The 17,036-nt window shown below is 70.5% G+C and carries 15 protein-coding genes; 5 read left to right on the forward strand and 10 right to left on the reverse strand.

Features of this window, described 5'->3' with window-relative positions; translation table 11 throughout:
• The first annotated feature begins 144 nt into the window (after positions 1-144).
• Positions 145-1,842 (forward strand): IgGFc-binding protein, encoded by a 1,698-nt coding sequence (locus IPJ59_RS10355; RefSeq protein ID WP_293271181.1) that lies wholly within the window; start codon positions 145-147, stop codon positions 1,840-1,842.
• Between the two features lie 181 nt (positions 1,843-2,023).
• A complete protein-coding gene (locus IPJ59_RS10360; protein ID WP_293258888.1) occupies positions 2,024-2,863 on the forward strand; it encodes a hypothetical protein in 840 nt (279 codons plus the stop codon).
• A gap of 132 nt (positions 2,864-2,995) precedes the next feature.
• Here the strand turns inward: IPJ59_RS10360 and IPJ59_RS10365 are convergent, their stop codons facing one another.
• Positions 2,996-3,454, reverse strand: coding sequence for an SRPBCC family protein (locus tag IPJ59_RS10365; RefSeq protein ID WP_293258886.1), 459 nt, complete (start codon positions 3,452-3,454; stop codon positions 2,996-2,998).
• A 170-nt stretch (positions 3,455-3,624) separates the two neighbouring features.
• Between IPJ59_RS10365 and IPJ59_RS10370 the strand changes: the two genes are divergently transcribed.
• Positions 3,625-4,155 (forward strand): ester cyclase, encoded by a 531-nt coding sequence (locus tag IPJ59_RS10370; RefSeq protein ID WP_293271182.1) that lies wholly within the window; start codon positions 3,625-3,627, stop codon positions 4,153-4,155.
• A gap of 6 nt (positions 4,156-4,161) precedes the next feature.
• On the opposite strand, the gene IPJ59_RS10375 is transcribed toward IPJ59_RS10370, so the two are convergent.
• The 5 genes from IPJ59_RS10375 to IPJ59_RS10395 all read right to left on the reverse strand — a co-directional run bounded on the left by IPJ59_RS10375 (position 4,162) and on the right by IPJ59_RS10395 (position 12,773).
• Entirely contained in the window at positions 4,162-6,708 is a 2,547-nt protein-coding gene (locus IPJ59_RS10375; protein WP_366524579.1) for a polynucleotide kinase-phosphatase, read from the reverse strand.
• Positions 6,709-6,710: 2 nt separating this feature from the next.
• Positions 6,711-8,117, reverse strand: coding sequence for a 3' terminal RNA ribose 2'-O-methyltransferase Hen1 (locus tag IPJ59_RS10380; RefSeq protein WP_293271186.1), 1,407 nt, complete (start codon positions 8,115-8,117; stop codon positions 6,711-6,713).
• Between the two features lie 8 nt (positions 8,118-8,125).
• Complete coding sequence (locus tag IPJ59_RS10385; RefSeq protein ID WP_293271188.1) at positions 8,126-9,487, reverse strand: protein kinase domain-containing protein; 1,362 nt, start codon at positions 9,485-9,487, stop codon at positions 8,126-8,128.
• A gap of 100 nt (positions 9,488-9,587) precedes the next feature.
• Positions 9,588-10,178: a DUF3455 domain-containing protein gene (locus IPJ59_RS10390; RefSeq protein ID WP_293258878.1), complete on the reverse strand. Its 591-nt coding sequence runs from the start codon at positions 10,176-10,178 to the stop codon at positions 9,588-9,590.
• Between the two features lie 402 nt (positions 10,179-10,580).
• On the reverse strand, positions 10,581-12,773 hold the full coding sequence (locus tag IPJ59_RS10395; protein ID WP_293258876.1) for a S41 family peptidase: 2,193 nt from the start codon (positions 12,771-12,773) through the stop codon (positions 10,581-10,583).
• A 61-nt stretch (positions 12,774-12,834) separates the two neighbouring features.
• On the opposite strand from IPJ59_RS10395, the gene IPJ59_RS10400 reads away from it, so the two are divergent.
• Both IPJ59_RS10400 and IPJ59_RS10405 read left to right on the forward strand, forming a co-directional pair.
• Positions 12,835-13,638: an SDR family NAD(P)-dependent oxidoreductase gene (locus IPJ59_RS10400; RefSeq protein WP_293258874.1), complete on the forward strand. Its 804-nt coding sequence runs from the start codon at positions 12,835-12,837 to the stop codon at positions 13,636-13,638.
• An 8-nt stretch (positions 13,639-13,646) separates the two neighbouring features.
• Positions 13,647-14,090, forward strand: a complete 444-nt coding sequence (locus IPJ59_RS10405) for an HAD domain-containing protein (RefSeq protein ID WP_293258872.1) — start codon at positions 13,647-13,649, stop codon at positions 14,088-14,090.
• Between the two features lie 50 nt (positions 14,091-14,140).
• Here the strand turns inward: IPJ59_RS10405 and IPJ59_RS10410 are convergent, their stop codons facing one another.
• The 4 genes from IPJ59_RS10410 to IPJ59_RS10425 all read right to left on the reverse strand — a co-directional run bounded on the left by IPJ59_RS10410 (position 14,141) and on the right by IPJ59_RS10425 (position 17,018).
• Positions 14,141-15,031: a hypothetical protein gene (locus IPJ59_RS10410; RefSeq protein ID WP_293258870.1), complete on the reverse strand. Its 891-nt coding sequence runs from the start codon at positions 15,029-15,031 to the stop codon at positions 14,141-14,143.
• A gap of 54 nt (positions 15,032-15,085) precedes the next feature.
• On the reverse strand, positions 15,086-16,402 hold the full coding sequence (locus tag IPJ59_RS10415) for an MBL fold metallo-hydrolase (RefSeq protein ID WP_293271190.1): 1,317 nt from the start codon (positions 16,400-16,402) through the stop codon (positions 15,086-15,088).
• 71 nt (positions 16,403-16,473) lie between these two features.
• The gene (locus tag IPJ59_RS10420; RefSeq protein ID WP_293258866.1) at positions 16,474-16,737 is read right to left on the reverse strand and encodes a hypothetical protein; all 264 of its coding nucleotides are present in this window, start codon (positions 16,735-16,737) and stop codon (positions 16,474-16,476) included.
• Entirely contained in the window at positions 16,734-17,018 is a 285-nt protein-coding gene (locus tag IPJ59_RS10425; protein WP_293258864.1) for a hypothetical protein, read from the reverse strand. Before IPJ59_RS10425 ends, IPJ59_RS10420 begins: the two co-directional genes overlap by 4 nt.
• Between the last annotated feature and the right edge of the window lie 18 nt (positions 17,019-17,036).

Genomic DNA, 17,036 nt, shown 5'->3' on the forward strand with positions numbered 1-17,036 from the left:
CGAGTGTATACCGGGGGCCGCGGCGTCGAGGTGTGAGAACCCGCCGATCTGCGGCCGGGGGTCCACGCGGGTGTCTGCGCGGGTTGGGGGAGAGTACGGCTTCCCGTGACGCTGTGTTTTCCGTATGGTGCGGGGATGGTGCCCATGAAGTTCGGTGTGGCTGCACGTGGTTTGGTCTCTGCGATCGCAGTGGTGGCGGCGGGCTGCGGCGACTCGGGGCGCGGCGGTGACGAGGAGGTCACGAGCAACGCGAGCGCCAGCGTCAGCGTGGGGTCGATCACCAACATGACGGTGGCGGGCACGACCTCGCCGGACGGCCCGACCAGCGCGGGGCCTGGCGGGGTCACGGAGGGGGGCACGGGGACCAGCGACGGGGTGACCTCGCAGGCGAGCGACGGGCCGAAGTTCGACCTCGGCGAGCAGCCGATGAACGACCTCGGGATGATGGACGGGCCGATCATCCCGACGACCTGCGCCGAGGCGGCGAGCGGCAAGAGCACGGTGGGCTGCAAGTTCTACGCGGTCGACATGGACTCGCACGACTCGGTGGAGACCTCGCAGTACGCGATCGGCGTGGCCAACGTGCAACTGGCCGGGATGGCCAACGTGACGATCGAGACGAAGGAGGGCGGGGTGTGGCAGGTGGTCGGTGGACCGACGGCGGTCGGTCCGCTGCAGCTGTTCACCTTCAACCTGCCGGACCGCCACCAGGACGACACCGGGCTGCGCGTGGGCGGGGCCTATCGCGTGACGGCGGACGTGCCCGTGGTGGCCTACCAGTTCAACCCGGTCGACGGGGCCAGCTCGTTCCTGTCGGACGCGGCGATGCTGTACCCGGCGGCGTCGCTCGACACGGTCAATCACGTGACGGCGTGGACCTCGATGATGGACAACACCAACGGCTTTCAGCACAGCTACGCGACGGTGATCGCCACGGTGGACGGGACCATGGTGACGATCGATCCGAAGACGGTGACGGCCGCGGGCGCCGGGGTGCCGCAGGGGGCTCCGGGGGCGCCCTACATGGTGGCGATGCAGGAGGGCGACGTGCTCAACGTGGCGGTGCAGTCGCTCGGCACCTCGATGACGGGGACCAAGGTCAACAGCAACGCCGATCACCCGGTGGCGGTGTTCGCCGGCCAGGAGTGTGCGTTGATTCCGGCGGCGGTGTGCTGCTGCGATCACATGGAGGAGCAGCTCGCGGGGGTGCGGCTGTGGGGGAAGAGCTTCATCGCTGCGCGCATGCCGGTGCGCAACCCGGGCGCGCCGGAGCAGACGCTGTGGCAGATCTACGCGGCGGAGAACGGGACGACGGTGAAGGTCAACTACGACCCCGGGGTGACGGGGATCCCGGCGCCGCAGTTCGTGCTGAACCAGGGCGAGGTCTCGGAGATGTACGTGAGCGGCCCGCCCGGGGAGGAGGGGGACTTCGAGGTGATCGCGGACAAGCCGATCGCGGTGTACGGCTATATGGTGGGGTCGGAGGCGTTCGGCAGCGCGATCGGTGACCCGGCGATGGTGGCGATGGCGCCGAGCGAGCAGTTCCTGCCGCGTTATGTGGTGCTGGTGCCGGGGACGTGGATCAACGATATCGCGGTGGTGACGCGGCCGGCGGGGGCGCAGATCCTGCTCGACGGGGTGGCGATCCCCGACGCGAGCTTCAACCCGGTGGCGGCCAGCGGCTTCGAGGTCGCGCGCGTGTCGGTGCCAGACGGCGTGCACGTGTTCGACGGCGGCGATGAGCCGTTTAGCGTGATCATCGTCGGGTACGATGAATATGACAGCTACGCGTATCTCGGGGGGACCGGGACCGGGAAGATCAATCCGAACCCGCCGGGCTGAGGTTCGGGCGCGACCTGCGGGCGCCCGGGAGCCAGGCGCGCGCAAGAAGCCGCCCGAGGTCGCTCCAGCTTCACCAAACGGCCTGCGTCCGTGGACCATCGCCGCTCTGGTACTCGACCCGCCGGCAGAATTCCCGCTTGAAAATTCTTGGCCGCGGGGCACTGGATCGATCCATATCGTCATGCTCAACCGTTGGACGCCCACGCTCACGCTCGCCCTGGCCTGCTCACCGACGCCCGTGACCACCGATGGCGGCACCGGTGACGCGGGCACCACCGTCGTCGGTACTGGCGACACGAGCGCGGGCGACACGAGCACTGGCGTCACGGAGACCGGCACGACCGCGTCGCCGACCACGGGGGGACCCGCCGGGCCGGGGTTCTGCACTCCCCTCTGCGAACAGGAGGACCAGCCGTGCCGCGTCGACGGCTACGCGTCCGACTTCCTCTGCATCGATGGCGTGTGCGAGTTCTCGGCGTGCGCGAGCGACAAGGTCTGCCACTTGCGCGCGGCGAAGTGGGGCGGCGACTGCCTCGATAATTCGATGTGCACCAAATCCGGCTACATGTGCATCGAATTCGAGGGCGAGGGCCGCTGCGCGCCGCTCGAGGACGATATGATCGGCTGCGCCGACATGGGCCTGGTTGCGCAGGAGGTCATGCTGTTCGGGAGCATCGAAGGCGTGACCGTCTGCGCCGACACAGCGGCGCGCTGCGTCGACGGGAATTGCTTCTTTCCGTGCAAGTCCGACGCCGAGTGCCCGGCCGATCAGGGCCGCCCGCACTGCGACGTCGGCAGCGGCGAGTGCCGCTGCAACGACGACGCCGAGTGCCTCGCCAGCGGCACGCCCGGCCTGGTCGCGTGTGTGGCGGGGACCTGCGGCTGCAACGTCGACGCCGACTGCGCGGGCGGCACGAACATCGACGTCTGCGTCGACGGCAAGTGCGGCTGCTCGTCGAGCGCCGCCTGCAACGTCCCCGTCTTCGACAACGCCGTTCAGGCGTGCGTGCCTGGCGGCTAAGAGGTTTCAACGCCGGGGCGCGTATCTCGGGGGGATGGGGACCGGGAAGATCAATCCGAACCCGCCGGGCGGAGGCCGGGGCGGGGTCAGGCGACGACAGCGAGGGCAGCAGCTGCCGGGAGGGCGCGCAGGTCAATGCGCGGACGAGGGCTCGCAGGCGCGGCGGGTGACCTCGTGGCGGTAGGCGAACATTCGTTCGAGCTTGTGCGCGGCGAAGCGGCCGGCGACCAGGTCACCGAGGGCGCCGCCGCGGAGCTCGTACTCGATGTCGTCCGTGAGGCGCGAGCCGGTGGCGGTGGGCTCGACGATGTGGCGGTGCAGCCAACTTTTAAAGGGGCCGCCGGACATGCGGTCGGCGAACATGTGGCCTGGCTCGAGGGCGACGTGCTCGGCGTGGAGGGTGACCCAGAAGGGGCCGAGGTGCTGGCGGATCACCACGCGGGTGCCGACGGCGAGGGAGGTCGGGGGCTGGAGGATCGTGGTGCGCTCCCACGGCGGCATGAGCAGGGCGAAGGCGTCGGGGCGCTCATGGAAGGCCCACAGGGTCGCGGCGGGGGCGGCGACGTCGAGGGTGCGGGTGAAGCGGGGCATGCGGGGTCTATAGGCGAAGATCGACTCAGCGGCACTGGATGAGCGTGGGCGTGGGCTCGGTGTGGCCTGGGCGCGCAATTGTGGGGGCGAAAATGGCAGGTTGTGGGGCGGAGCGTACGTTGTGGCGTTCGTCGTGGCAATTTGTCGGTGAAGGGTGATACGGACGCGTGATGACCCAGTGGAACCCGTCGCAACAACATCTGCTCGATATGTGGCAGAAGCACATGTACTCTGAGTTTGTCCTCAAGGACGTCGACATGGCCCTGTCGACGATGACCGACGACCCCTATGTGCTGTGCGTGCCGGTGGGCAACGGCGGGTACGGGCAGGCGGGGGTCCGGCGCTTTTACGGTGAGCAGTTCTTCACCGGCATGCCGGCCGACATCCAGAGCACTCAGGTCGCGCTGACGATCGCGGAGAACACGCTGATCGAGGAGTCGGTCATCTCGTTCACGCATGACATCCCGATGGCGTGGATGCTGCCGGGTGTGGGCCCGACTGGGCGTCGCGTCGAGCTCGCCTTCATCGGCGTGATCAGCTTTCACGACGGGAAGATCTGCAGCGAGCGGCTGTACTGGGATCAGGCCAGCGTGCTCGTGCAGCTCGGCGTGATCGATCGGGGCACCCCGGCGGTTTGCGGCGTCGAGCCGGCGAGGTTGCTGCAGGACCCGTCGAAGCTCGCGGGGCGGACCCTGGCATAGGCGTCGCTACAGGCGGGGGTCGACGGGTTCGCTCTCGAGGGCGAGGACCGCGAAGACACACTCGTGGACGCGGCGGAGTGGTTCGCCGCGGACGAAGCGCTCGAGGGCCTCGATACCGAGGGCGAACTCACGGATGGCGAGCGAGCGTTTGCCGCCGAGGCCGCGGGTGCGCAGGCGCTCGAGGTGCTCGGGGGCGGTGTATTCGGGGCCGTAGATGATGCGCAGATATTCGCGGCCGCGGCACTTGATCGCGGGCTGCATGAGGCCCTTGGGGCCGGTGGCGATGAAGTCGAAGGGTTTGACGACCATGCCCTCGCCGCCGGCGGCGGTGAGCTCGTCCCACCAGTGGATGACGTGATTGCAGCTTTGCTCGTCGTCGAGGTCGACGACGCGGTAGGGGGTAGCGAGCAGGAGCTGGGGGTCGGCGGCGGCGAGGCGGGCGAGGGTCTCCATGTGCCACACGTGGTCGCGGTCGACGTGGGCGCGGCCCTCGCTGGCGAGCAGGTGGAAGGGGGCGACGCGGTGGTCGTCGAGGCCGGTGACGGGCCAGCAGTAGCGGCGATAGGCGGCGCGGTACTTGCGGGCGCGCGCGAGGCGGGCGTGCTGTTCGGCGAGCAGGCCGGCGACGTCGGCGCCGCGGGCGGCCGCGGCTTGCAGGGCGGCGACTGCCGCGGACAGGGACGCCTCGGCGGCCGCGGCGGTGGGGGCATATTGGCCGCGCAGCAGGCTCTGGGCCTTGACGGACCAGGGCATGATCTCGGCGTCGAGGCACAGCCAGTCGGTGTCGAGATCGGCCCACAGGTTGGCGCGCAGGGCCGCGGCGCTGATGCGGGCGAGGAGGGCCTGCTCGAGCGCGGGGTCGGTGAAGAAGGGGCGGCCGGTGCGGGTGTAGACGACGCCGAGGGTGTCGCTGTCGACGCCGAAGCGGCGGCGCAGGGCGGAGGGGCGCTGGCCGACGATGATGATGGCGCGCGAGCCCATGTGTTTTTGTTGGCAGACGACGGTGCCGATGTCGGCGCCGCGGTAGTAGGCGAGGGCCTCGGCGGGGTGCTCGAGCAGGCCGGGGCGCTCGCTGGTCTCGCTCGGGGACATCGTGGGCGGGAGGTAGAGCAGCCAGCGGGGGTCGACGGCGAAGCGGCTCATCACCTCGAGGGCGGCGCTGCTGTACTCGGCGGCGATGGTGAGGTTCGGGCGCAGGCGGGTGGAGATGTTGCGGCGGCCGAGCAGGTCGGCGAGGTCGAGGAGGTCGTCGTGGGCCTGCTGGGCGGTCTTCTCGGGCGGTGGTTGGAGCGGGCGCTTGGGCTCGCAGTGGACCGCGCGGGCGGGGACGGAGACGAGGCCCTGCTCGGGGTAGCGGAGGGCGGTGAGCGAGCCGCCGTAGACGCAGCCGGTGTCGACGCAGATCGTTCGATTGAGCCACTCGGGGTGCGGGACGGGGGTGTGGCCGTAGACGACGATGGCGCGGCCGCGGTACTCGCTGGCCCAGTTGTAGCGGACGGGGAGGCCGTATTCGTCGGTCTCGCCGGTGGTCTCGCCGTAGAGGGCGAACTCGCGGACCGCCCCGGAGCCGCGGCCTTGCAGGCTCTCCTTGAGGCCGGCGTGGGCGACGACCAGCTTGCCGTCGTCGAGCATGTAGTGGCTGACGAGGCCGTCGAGGAAGGGCTCGGCGCGGGCGCGGAGGTCGGGCAGGGGATCGAGCTGGGCGATGGTCTCGGCGAGGCCGTGGGTCGGCTTGACCTTGTGGCCGCGGAGGTGACGCAGGAGCTTGGTCTCGTGGTTGCCGGGGACGCAGAGGGCGACGCCGCCGGCGACCATGTCCATGACGAGGTGCAGGACCTCGGCGATCTTCGGGCCGCGGTCGACGAGGTCGCCGAGGAAGATGACGCGGCGGCCATTCGGGTGCGACACGACGAATGTGCCGGCCTCGTCACGGACGACGACGTAGCCGAGCTTTCCGAGCAGGTCGGTGAGCTCGTCGAAGCAGCCGTGGATGTCGCCGATGATGTCGAAGGGGCCGTGGTCGTCGCGGCGGTCGGTCCACAGGCGGACGCGCTCGACGGTGACGGCGGCGAGCTCGTCGGGGGAGCGCAGGACGTAGATGTAGCGGAAGCCCTCGCGCTTGAGGTTGCGCAGGGACTGGCGCAGGAGGCTGCACTGCTGGCGGACGGTGTGGGCGCCGATCTTGCGGTCTTCGCGGTTGCGGGTGCGCTCGAGGCAGAGCTTGGCGCCGACATCGAGGACGATGGCGACGGGGATCGCGTGGTACTCGCGGGCGAGGGCGAGGACGTGGCGGCGGCTGTCGGCCTGGACGTTGGTGGCGTCGACGACGGTGAGCAGGCGCCGGGCGAGGCGCTTGCGGGCGATGGTGTAGAGCAGGTCGAAGGCGTCGTCGCTGGCGCGCTGGTCGTTGTCGTCGTCGCTGACGAGGCCGCGGCAATGATCGGAGCTGAGGATCTCGGTGGGCTTGAAGTGCTGGCGGGCGAAGGTGGTCTTGCCCGAGCCGGTGGCGCCGACGAGGGCGACGACGGCGAGGTCGGGGATCTTGAGCTGCATCGTCACGGGCATCGGCGAAACACTCCGATCTGGGTCGGGGCGCCGAGCTCGGGGTCGTGCGGGCCGATCGCGGACAGCTCGAGGGTGTAACCATTGCGCGCGGCGAGGCCCTCGGCCCAGGCGGCGAACTCGGCCCGGGTCCACTCGAAGCGGTGGTCGCTGTGACGCATGGCGCCCGCGGGCAGGTGCTCGAAGCGCGGGTTGTACTCGCGGTTCGGGGTGGTGACGATCACGAGGCCCGGGCGGGCGCCGGCGAACAGGGCCCGCTCGAAGGCGGGGAGGCGCTCGGGGTCGATGTGCTCGATGACCTCGACCGCGGCGGCGGCGTCGAAGCCGTCGAGGCGGTGGTCGCGGTAGACCAGCGAACCGTGGAGGAGCTCGACGCGGGCCCGCTGACGCTCGGGCATTTCATCGAGGTGGAGGCGCCGCTCGGCCCGCTCGAGGCTGGCGTGGGCGACCTCGACGCCGACGACGCGGGTGAACTGTTTGTGCTTGAGGAGGCGGGCGAGCAGCTTGCCCTCGCCGCAGCCGAGGTCGAGGACGGTGCTGACCTCGGCGGCGCGGAGCAGCAGGGCGACGGCGTGGAGGCGCTCCTCGTTGAGGTTCATGGGGCGCTCGAGGGTGTCCTCGGCGAGGTCGCGGGCGAGCTGGAGCTCGCCGCCGGGGTCGTCGGCGTCGGACTCGGCGAGGCGGGCGAGGGCCATGCGGGTGAGGCCGGCGCGGTGCTTGAGGTAGCGAGTGGCGATCGTCTCGCGTTCGGGGTGGTCGGCGAGCCAGCCGTCGCCGAATCGCAGCAGCTTGTCGACCTCCTCGTCGCCGATGTAGTAGTGCTTGTCGTCGTCGAGGACGGGGAGCAGCACGTAGAGGTGGGTGAGGAGCTCGCGCAATGGGCAGCTGCGAGACAGCGCGACGGACCAGTAGGGGGCCATGCCCCAGGTGTTGTCGTCGTTGTCGAGGGCGAGGCGCTGGGTGGTGATGGTGTAGCCGAGTGGTTCGAAGAGCTTGCGCAGCAGGGTTTCGCCGCCGCGGCAGGGGACGCAGGGCAGGCGGGCGACCAGGGGGATCGGGAGCTCGGGGAGCTCGGGGCGCTCCTTGCAGATACCAGCGAGGGCGCTGCGCAGGACCTGGGCGATGGCGACGCTGAGGAAGGACGAGGCGACGTAGGGGCGGTCGTTGACGTACTGGCTGAGCAGGCCCTCGGCCTGGGCCGCCGGGCCGCCGCGGACGAGGCGGATCGGGTCGATCTCGAGGAGGAGCGCGGCGGTGCAGGCGTCGTCGCCGAGCTCGGGGTAGAAGATGTGGGCGCGGCCGAAGCCGAGGTCGAAGTCTTGCACGCGCTCGGGGTGCTTGTGCAACAGATAGCCGAGGTCGCCGGCCGGGCTGTGCGTGGTGCGGATCGTCAGCAGCACGGGTATGGCTAGCCGTTCTTGTCGAGCGGAGGGGTCGCGGCTTCGTCGTCGACGCCGCCGAAGCGGCTGGCCAGGGTGCGCACGAAGGCGGCGAGCCAGGGCTGCATGGAGCCGAGCTCCTGGTCGATCACGGCGCGGGTGACGACGATCAGCTCGGAGTCCTCGAGGGCGATGACGCTGGCGGTGCGCGGGGAGGCGGCGAAGATCGCGGTCTCGCCGAACACGTCGCCGGGGCCGAGCTTGCGCAGCGCGAGGCGGGCGTTGCCCATGGCCTTGAAGACCTGCAGCTTGCCCTTCTGGACGATGTAGGCGGCCTCGCCGACCTCGCCCTCGCGGATCACGAGGGTGTCGGCGGGGAAGCTGCGGACCTCGAAGCTGCCGCCGCCGCGCAGGAGCGCGTGGATGTCGTCCTGCAGGGCGATGACCGAGGGGTAGCGGTCCGCGGGCCTGGGCGCGAGGGCCTTCATGGTGATGCGCACGAGCTCGGGCGGGAAGGTGACGGCGCTGCCGACGACGGTGTCGGGTGAGGCGACGTCGCCGAGCTCGGCCATGCGAAGGATCAGTCGCGTCTCGGTCTCGCTGTAGGGCGGCTGCCCGGTGAGCAGCTCGTAGAGGAGGGCGCCGAGCAGGAACACGTCGGAGCGCTCGTCGAGGGCGTCGTGGTGGCCCATGGCCTGCTCGGGCGACATGTACTCGGGGGTGCCGAAGATGATGCCCTCGAGCTCCTTGCGGTCGAGCGGCGGGAGGGCCTCGCGGACCCACAGCTCGGGGTCGGCGCCGGGGCGCAGCGGGAGCAGCTTGGCGCTGCCCCAGTCCATGAGATAGACCTCGCCGAAGCCGCCGACGAGCACGTTGCCGGGCTTGATGTCGCAGTGGAGGACGCCGCGGCTGTGGGCGAAGGCGAGGGCGTCGCAGACCTTGAGGAAGATGCCGAGGCGTCGATGCAGGCGCTCGGGTTCGCGGGCTGGTTTGCCGGCGATGAGCTCGAAGAGGGTGCGCCCGGCGAGCAGCTTCATGGTGAAGAAGAGGCCGCCGTCGGGGTCGCGGCCGAGCTCGTAGATCGGTGCGATGTTGGGGTGGTCGAGCTGACCGGTGACCTGGGCCTCGCGGATGAAGCCGTGGACGAGCAGGTAGTGGCCGTACGATCGGTCGTGCAGGACCTTGGCGGCGATGCGGCGCTGGAGGCTGCGGTCGAAGGCGACGCGCACGGCACCGACGCCGCCAGCGGCGATCTCGGGGCCGAAGCGCAGGCGGTCCATCAGGGCCGGGAGGACGGTGTTGAGCAGCGCCTGGGTGCGCGGGTCGAGGCGGTCCGGGCGGCTCACGCCGCGGATCGTGGTCAGCGGAATGTCGTACTCGTCGATGGCCATGGCGCGGGCGGCCACGGTATCACAGGGGGCCGCGTGGCCACAGGTCGCCGGGCCGCCAGGCGAGCGCGAATCGGCGCGGGTGGGCGCGGCACACCTGCGATCACACGAGGACCGTCCAGAACAGATAGTCGGCGCTGTAGGGCACCTCGATGGTCTGGCCGAGCTTGGCCATGTCGCAGCCGTCGGCGGGCGCGGCCCCGCCGTCGGTGTTGATCTCCTGGATGTCGTCGTTGTAGGCGAATGGGCCGTCGCCGATGCGATCGGCGACGGCGTAGTGGCGCCACGGGATCGTGTTGGGCTGCTTGGACAGCTGCTCGCTGACCAGCACGCCGGTGGTCTTGTCGCCGACGGTGCCTTCCCAGGTCGGACCGGCATAGTGGGTCCCGACCTGGTTCATCGCGTCGTCGTACAGCGTGGCTTGCGGCGCGGTGAAGACCCACGCGAGGCCCTCGTCGGCCCCGAGGTCGGTGCAGGTATAGATCTGCACGCCGATGCCGTGGACCTGGAGCTGCAGCTGGTAGCCTTCGGGGTCGGTCAGGGCGACGCTGGTGTCGCTGGCGTCGGTGGTTGGTGTGTCGGTGGTCGCGGTGTTGTCGGTGGTCGCGGTGTCGGTGTCGGTCGTGCCTCCGGGGTTCGGTCCGCAGGCGCACAGGGAGGCGAGGGTGGCGAAGGCGAGGGCGCGCGGGTGCATCTCGCGAGGATATCGTGGGGGCGCGCAGCGATACAGGGCTCGACACACGGGAACGATCGCGGCGCGGACGATGCCGCACGGGCCGGTGCGGTCCGAACGATCGGGGGCGCGGACGACGTCGCACGGACCGGTGCGGTCCGGCTGGGCGTCCGCGCATGCTCGAGAAGCCGGATGTCCGGAGGGCCTCTCGCCCTCAAACACGGCCTGACAAACCGTCGCCGGGGTGATTTCCGGGTCTACGCCGGACTCGGTCGAGAGGCCCTCCGGCCCTCCGGCAAGCGAAGCCTCCGCTGAAGGACGGTGCGGTCGGCGTCGCCGAGAGCCGGACCGCACCGGCCCTGAGGGCGCGAGATGACGGCCGGGATATGTCGAGTACGATCCGCCCCGTTATGGTGCGAGTTCTCAGTGTTGTTCGGCGAGCCAGGCGAGGGCGGCTTCGAGGACCTCGTCGCGGCCGGCGCGGATGCCCTCCACGGTGGGCGCGACAGGGTGGGTGGGGGTGATGCCGAGGCCGTGGAACAGCATGCCGTCGCTGGTGAATGCGAGGCAGCCGGTCCAGCGGACGCGGAAGCTGTCCGGGAACCATACCTCGTTGATGTCGCAGGTGGTGCCGGCTGTGGTCGCGCCGAAGATCGGGGCGAGGTGGTGCTCATGCACGGGTGCGAGGTCGGATTCTGCGGCGCTGATCGCTCGCTCGTCGATGAGGAAGGCGACCGGGGCGGTCCAGCGCGGGGCCACGGGGGTGATCGTGCTGCGATGTAATTCGTCGAGGGTGACGCCGCCGGGATCGGGGGACCGTGTCTCGAGCGGGGCGAGGGCCGGGGTGAGCACCGGGGTGTCGAGCAGGTGCGGCACGACGGGGGCGGCACTGTGGGCGCTGGTGGAGCCGCGGAGGTCGATGACGATGCCGGCGGCGTCGGCGATCCGTGCGGCCTCGGTGGCGAGGGTGCGGGGATTGAGGGCCTCGCCGCGGAGTATGATGATATCGTCGGCGAGCGATTCGACGGGGTCGCGGTGGGGCGCGGGCTGGGGCCCGGCGGTACAGGGGAGGTCGACGCTGTGCCGCCCGGCGGGGTTGGTGACGAGGAGGGTGGTGGTTGGGTTTGTGGGCTCCTCGCGGAGCAGGCGGAGGGCGAGGTCGTGGCGCGAGCTGGTGGTCGCGGCGGATACTTCGGCGAGGGCGTCGGCGAGGCGGCGGGCTGCGTCGACACCGTCGATCTGTTCGACGACATCGCCGATGGCGAGCCCGGTGCTGGTGTCCGGGGTGGCGGTGATGACGATCTGCTCACCGATCCAGCGCCACTGGAGGGGCAAGGCGCAGGGGCGCTGCGCGGCGTGAAAGACGCGGGCGTGGCCGTCGTGCAGGTTGGCGAGCATTCGTCGCAATACGTGCAGGAGGTCGGTCTGGGTGGTGGCCTTGGCGGCCGCGGGCAGGGCGAGGGTGAGCGCATGGTCCCATTCGCTGCGCATGACGGCGTGGTAGGGATAGAATTGATTGAGCAGGGCCCATACCGAGATCACGGTGGCGAGGCGCTGGCTGCCCGGGTTGTCGAGGGCTGCGCACGGCGAGCTCGCGGGCCGCGGCGGGAGGCTGCGAGGGGTGGGCTCACCGGCGAAGGCGCGGGGGTAGCGGATGCGCAGGCCGAGGCCGATGTCGGCGTCGACGAGGCCGGGCGGGTCGTTCAGGGGTGGCGTGAACTCGCTGCGAAAGAGGCTGCGAGCGCCGGCGACGCCGTGATGGTGCCAGCCCGGCGCGGCGGGGTTTTGCGGGGGGTCGTCGCCGGAGCGCTGCGAAAATTCGATGTCCGGGCCGATCTGCTCCACCCATTCGTTCAATGCTGCGATCAGCGTCGTCGGGGTGGTCGCGGGCGCGATGGCGGTGACACCGTCGGCGGCGAGTTGGTGCCAGGCGCGGGTGCTGGCGTGGGCGGGATAGAAGTAGCGCAGGTGTCCGAATGCGCGGGCGAGCACGGCGAGGTGTTTCTCGTGTATAGATTCATCGAGGGTGAATCGGGTGGGTGGTGCGGCGTCGACAATGTCCACATCGAGTCGGCGCAGGCGGGTGACGCTGCGGCAGGTCTGGGTGAGCTCGAGGGTGAGGTCCTGGGCGTCGGGCGGGACATCCATGCATATGTCGAAGGAGCGCCAGGCGCCGGCGGGGCCATCGAGGAGGTCGTCTTGCGCGGCGTGGGGGGTGGCGCCGTGGGCCTGGAGGCCGAGGAGGGCGAGGCTGAAGCCGCTGCGGGGGTCTGGCACGACCTGGAGCTCGGCGTGGGCCCGGATGCGCTTGCCGCGATAGGCGGCGACGTCGAGTTCCCGGGTGGCGAGCCCGAGGTCGACGATCCCGCGGAGGCCGGGTGTGGAGATCGCGAGGGTGCAGCTCGGGTCGCTGTCGGCGATCGGGGCGACGTCGATGGCAGCGGCGCCGTTGTCGGATTGCCAGGCGCGGAGATTCGCGGCGAGCTCGCATGCGGGTGGTGTTATGTCCGGCTCGGCCGCGACTCCATGCGGGTCGGAGGGGCCACAGGACAGCACGATGAGGGCGAGGAGCGGACGAATTGCCAGGCCGGAGTCGCAGCGCAGCGGGTCGCCCATCTCGGGAGGAGTATCGCAGAGCCTCGCGTATTTGGGGCACGAGGTGGTAGGGTCTTGCGGGATGGCGACGGAATCTCCGCGGTATGCCGGGGCGCTCGTGACGGGGGGCGGGAGCGGCATCGGGCGGGCGCTGGTGAGCGAGCTGCTGGCGCGCGGGGTGCCGGTGATGGCGGCGGCGCTGGATGATGCGGAGCTGGTGAGCTTGCGGGCGGAGGGTGGCGGGCGGCTGGCGACGTATGCGGTGGACCTGACCCGCGAGGGGGCGGTGGATGAGTTGCTGGCGGCTTGTGAGGCGGCGGGGATCGAGGTCGAGCTGCTGGTGAATTGCGCGGGGGTGGGGCTGTTCGGCGAGCACGTGGAGATCGACCGCGCGGCGCTGCGGCGAATGATCACGCTGAACGCGACGGCGCTGTCCGACCTGTGCGCGGTGGTCGGTGGAAAGCTGCGGGCGCGCGGTCGCGGGGCGATCCTCAATGTCGCGTCGACGGCGTCGTTCCAGCCGTTGCCGCGGCTGGCAGCCTACGCGGCGAGCAAGCACTTCGTGGCGGCATTGTCCGAGGCGCTGGCGGAGGAGCTGGCGCCGTACGGGGTGCAGGTCAGCGTGTTGCACCCGGGAACCACGCGGACGGCCTTCCTCGCGGGGGCCGGGATCGCGGCGACGGCCGATGCGCGGGGGATCGGGCGGATCGCGGATCGGGTCGCGATGGATCCCTCGGAGGTCGCGGCGGCGGCGGTCGAGGGGCTCTATCGCGGCGAGCGACGCATCGTTCCCGGGCTCGGCAATCGGGCGCACGACCTGGCGCGGCGGGTGGTACCGCGGGCGCTGCTTTCGCGGATCTTCGGGCGGCTTGGGCGGTCGGAGTGAGGGTAACCATGGCGCGCAAGGTGATCTTTCTCGATATCGACGGTGTGATGAACAGCTTCTCCACGCGGCCGCAGGACCCGCGGGGGCTGGTCGACTTCCTCGATCCTGCGAATGTTGCCGTGCTCAACGCGGTGGTCGCGGTGAGCGGCGCGGTGGTGGTGGTGACCTCGACGTGGCGGCTGACGATGCCGTTCGCGGAGCTGCGGGCGACCTTCGCGGCGGCGGGGTGTGTGGCGGAGATCGTCGATGTGACGCCGAATATCGATGGACCACGGCGCGGCGTGGAGGTCGAGGCCTGGCTGGCGGCGCAGGCCGAGGCGCCGGCGCGCTTCGTGGTGATCGACGACGATTTCGAGATGCCGGGGTTCCCGGAGAAGCTGGTGCGTACGCGCAAGCTCCACGGGCTGTGTGCGCGCGATGTGCCGGCCGTGCTGGCGCTGTTGGCCGATTGATGGCCGATTGATGGCCGATTGATGGCCGATTGACCGATCAGCGCGGGCCGCTATTGTGTGCAGGCCGCTTCGCGGGAGATCCAGGCGAGGAAGTCGATATAGGCGGGGTCGTTCACGTCGGCGAATTTGTCGTCGCCGCCGTGCTTCACGCCGCCGGCGCTCTCGGCCAGTGGTTTGAGGAGGAGCAGGCTGTTCGCGGGGTCGTTCAGGTCGACGAGGCCGCCATCGAGGACGTTGCGCATGGTGGTGAGCGAGCCGAGCTCGCAGCTGCCGCTGGCGATCCACTTGGGGGCGACGAAGTCCTGGTTATCGAAGTGGCAGGGGTAGCAGCGGTCGCGCCAGGCGTAGACGCGGTGGCGGAACAGGGTCTCGCGGGTGAGGGGGGAGCAGTCGCCGGGGTCGTCCTTGGGCTCATTCTTGGGGTCGTCGGCGGGGCAGGTGGCGGCGACGGGTTCGCCGCAGGGGGTGGCGCCGGTGTAGCAGAGGCCGCAGGCTGCGCTGGCCTCGATCCAGGCGAGGAAGGCGGCGTACTCCTCGTCGATGACGCCCTGGTCGATGAGCGGGCTGGCAGGATCGGCGCGGGAGATCCACTGCAGGACGGTGCTGCTCCTCGGGTCCTCGAGGTCGACGAGGCCGCGGGCGTCGAGGCAGGCCATGGTCTGGCACGGGGTCTCCTGGACGAAGAGCTGGAGGTCGACGCCGGAGAGGTGGCAGGTGTTGCAGGTCTTTGGGCGGTCGCTGGCGAGGAGCGGGGCGATGCGACGCGTAAAGAGCTCGCTCGGGGTGGCGGAGCAATCGGTGGGGCTGCCGGTGGTCGGGGTGGTGGTGCCGCCTGTGCCGAGCTCGCTGGCGCTGGTGGTCGCGGAGGCCGAGCTGGCCGCGAGTTCCTCGCGGGTGCACGCGAGGGCGAGCACGAGGGTGAGTGGGGCGTGGGCGCGCAAGGATGACACGATATCGCAGCGGGTGTTGCGACGCGAGGGGGCGAGGTGCGGCGATCAGCCGCGCATGCGCGCGAGCTGGTCGCGGAGCTGGCCGAGGCCGCCGTGGAGGCGGGCGCGCAGGAGTTCGAGGTTGCGGCGGGTGAACAGGAGGTCGGGGCGGAGGTAGAGCTCGGCGTTGAACATGGAGAGGAGGATTCGGTGGCGGTGCCAGTTGGCGCGGTTGGCGTGGACGCGGAGGCGGGCGGAGACGCCGAGGGTCTGGAGGCCGAAGGGGTGCTGGAGGGTGAAGAGCAGCGGCTGGGCGTGGAGGGAGACGTCGGGGGCGGCGCCCGGGGTGAGGCGGAGGCGGCCGCGGGGGAGGTCGAGCTCGATGGTGGCGCCGAGGTCGACGATCTGGATGGATATTGGGCGCAGCCAGGCGCGGAGGAACCAGGGTGGATAAAGATCGCGGAGGCGCGCGGCCGTGAGGTCGAGGGCGGCGCTGATCTCGGCGAGGGTGGCGGGTGGGACGGGGTCCTTGGGGAGGGCGGGGAGCTCGGCGTAGATCTCGTCGTAGCGGCGGAGGGCGCGGGTGTTATCGTCGCTGTCGCGCGGCTCGCCGACGGTGTATCGCTCGCCGTGGGCGAGGACGGCGAGGCCGAGGCCGGCGCTGGCGAAGGCGTCGGCGACGTGGCGCGGGGTGTTGGCATATGCATTCATGTATGCATTGTCGACACTGGAGAAATAGACGAAGCTGGCGATTGGGACGGTGAGCTCGGCGCCGAGGTCGCGGTGGTTGGCGATCATGTTGGCGAGGATCTGGCTGGCCTTGCGGGGCAGGACGGCGGCGGGGTCGCCCTCGCCGCCGTGGCCGGCGAGCGAGAATTGGTTGAGGACGACCTGGGTGGGGCCGATGTCGCCGCGGATGATCGCGCAGTCGCGCGGGCCGGCCTCGGCGTCGTTGATGTTGAGGACGGTGGCGTGGCCGTCGAGGACGGCGAGGCAGGAGTCCATCTGGCCGACCTGATAGCAATAGACGCGGGTGTCGCCGCGGAGCTGGACCTGCTGGCGGTGCGGGAGGGCGCGGGTGTTGGCGAAGCCGAGCTTGTGCAGGGCGGCGAACATCTTGTCGGAGTTGTTGGCCTGGAACAGGACGACGACGCGGCGCTTGAAGGGCTCCGGGAGGGCGCGCAAGGTGGGGATGTTGAAGTGGTCGGGGTGCTCGTGGGAGAGCCAGAGGTGGTCGATCTCGTCGAGGTCGACGGGGGCGGCCGGGACCAGGAGGGTCCACGAGTTGTTGAAGACTTTGCTGGTGCGCCAGGGGTCGCTCCACACCACGGCGTCCGCGGTGCGGACGATGACGGAGGCGTGGCTGATGAGTTCGAGCTGCATGCGTGCCGGGTTGGAGCGTCGGCCACGGTAACAAGGCGCGGGGCGGCTGCCAACACGGGCGGCGCACGGGCTCAGATATCGTCGCGGGTGACGCTGTAGCGGATCTCGTGGGCTTTGCCGTCGCGGGTGTAGGTCTCGACGGCGATCTGAAAGTTGGCCGAGATCTCGAGCTGATAGTCGGCCGGGAGCGCGCTGTCGGCGGTGGGGAGGTAGATGCCGGCGGGGACGGGCACGAGCTCGCTGTCGGGGCAGGCGCAGCTGGTGAAGAACGACGAGCCGAGGCCGCCGACGAGCAGGCCGAGCGCGGCGTGGATGACGGTGCGGACAGTGTTCATGGCGACCTCGTGAGCTCGACGTTGTGGGGCTTGCCAGTGTCGGGGTCGTAGACGGCGCCGATGAAGACGCCGCTGTCCTGGTCGTTGCGGGGGAAGAGATAGAAGTCGCCGAGCGCGAGCTCCGGGAGGTCCTGGTCGGCGCCGTCGATCCGGGCGACGTCGACGGTGAGGAGCAGCTCCTCGCTGGTCGGGCAGGGGGGCGTGGCGCGGGCGGTGAGGGATGCGCCGAGGACGAGGGCGCCGAGGAATACGGCGCGCCGGGCGGTCGGTGATGAACTCATGCTCGAGGTGTCGCAGGT

The organism is Nannocystis sp. (assembly GCF_016714285.1).
Classification (GTDB): Bacteria; Myxococcota_A; Polyangia; order Nannocystales; family Nannocystaceae; genus Nannocystis.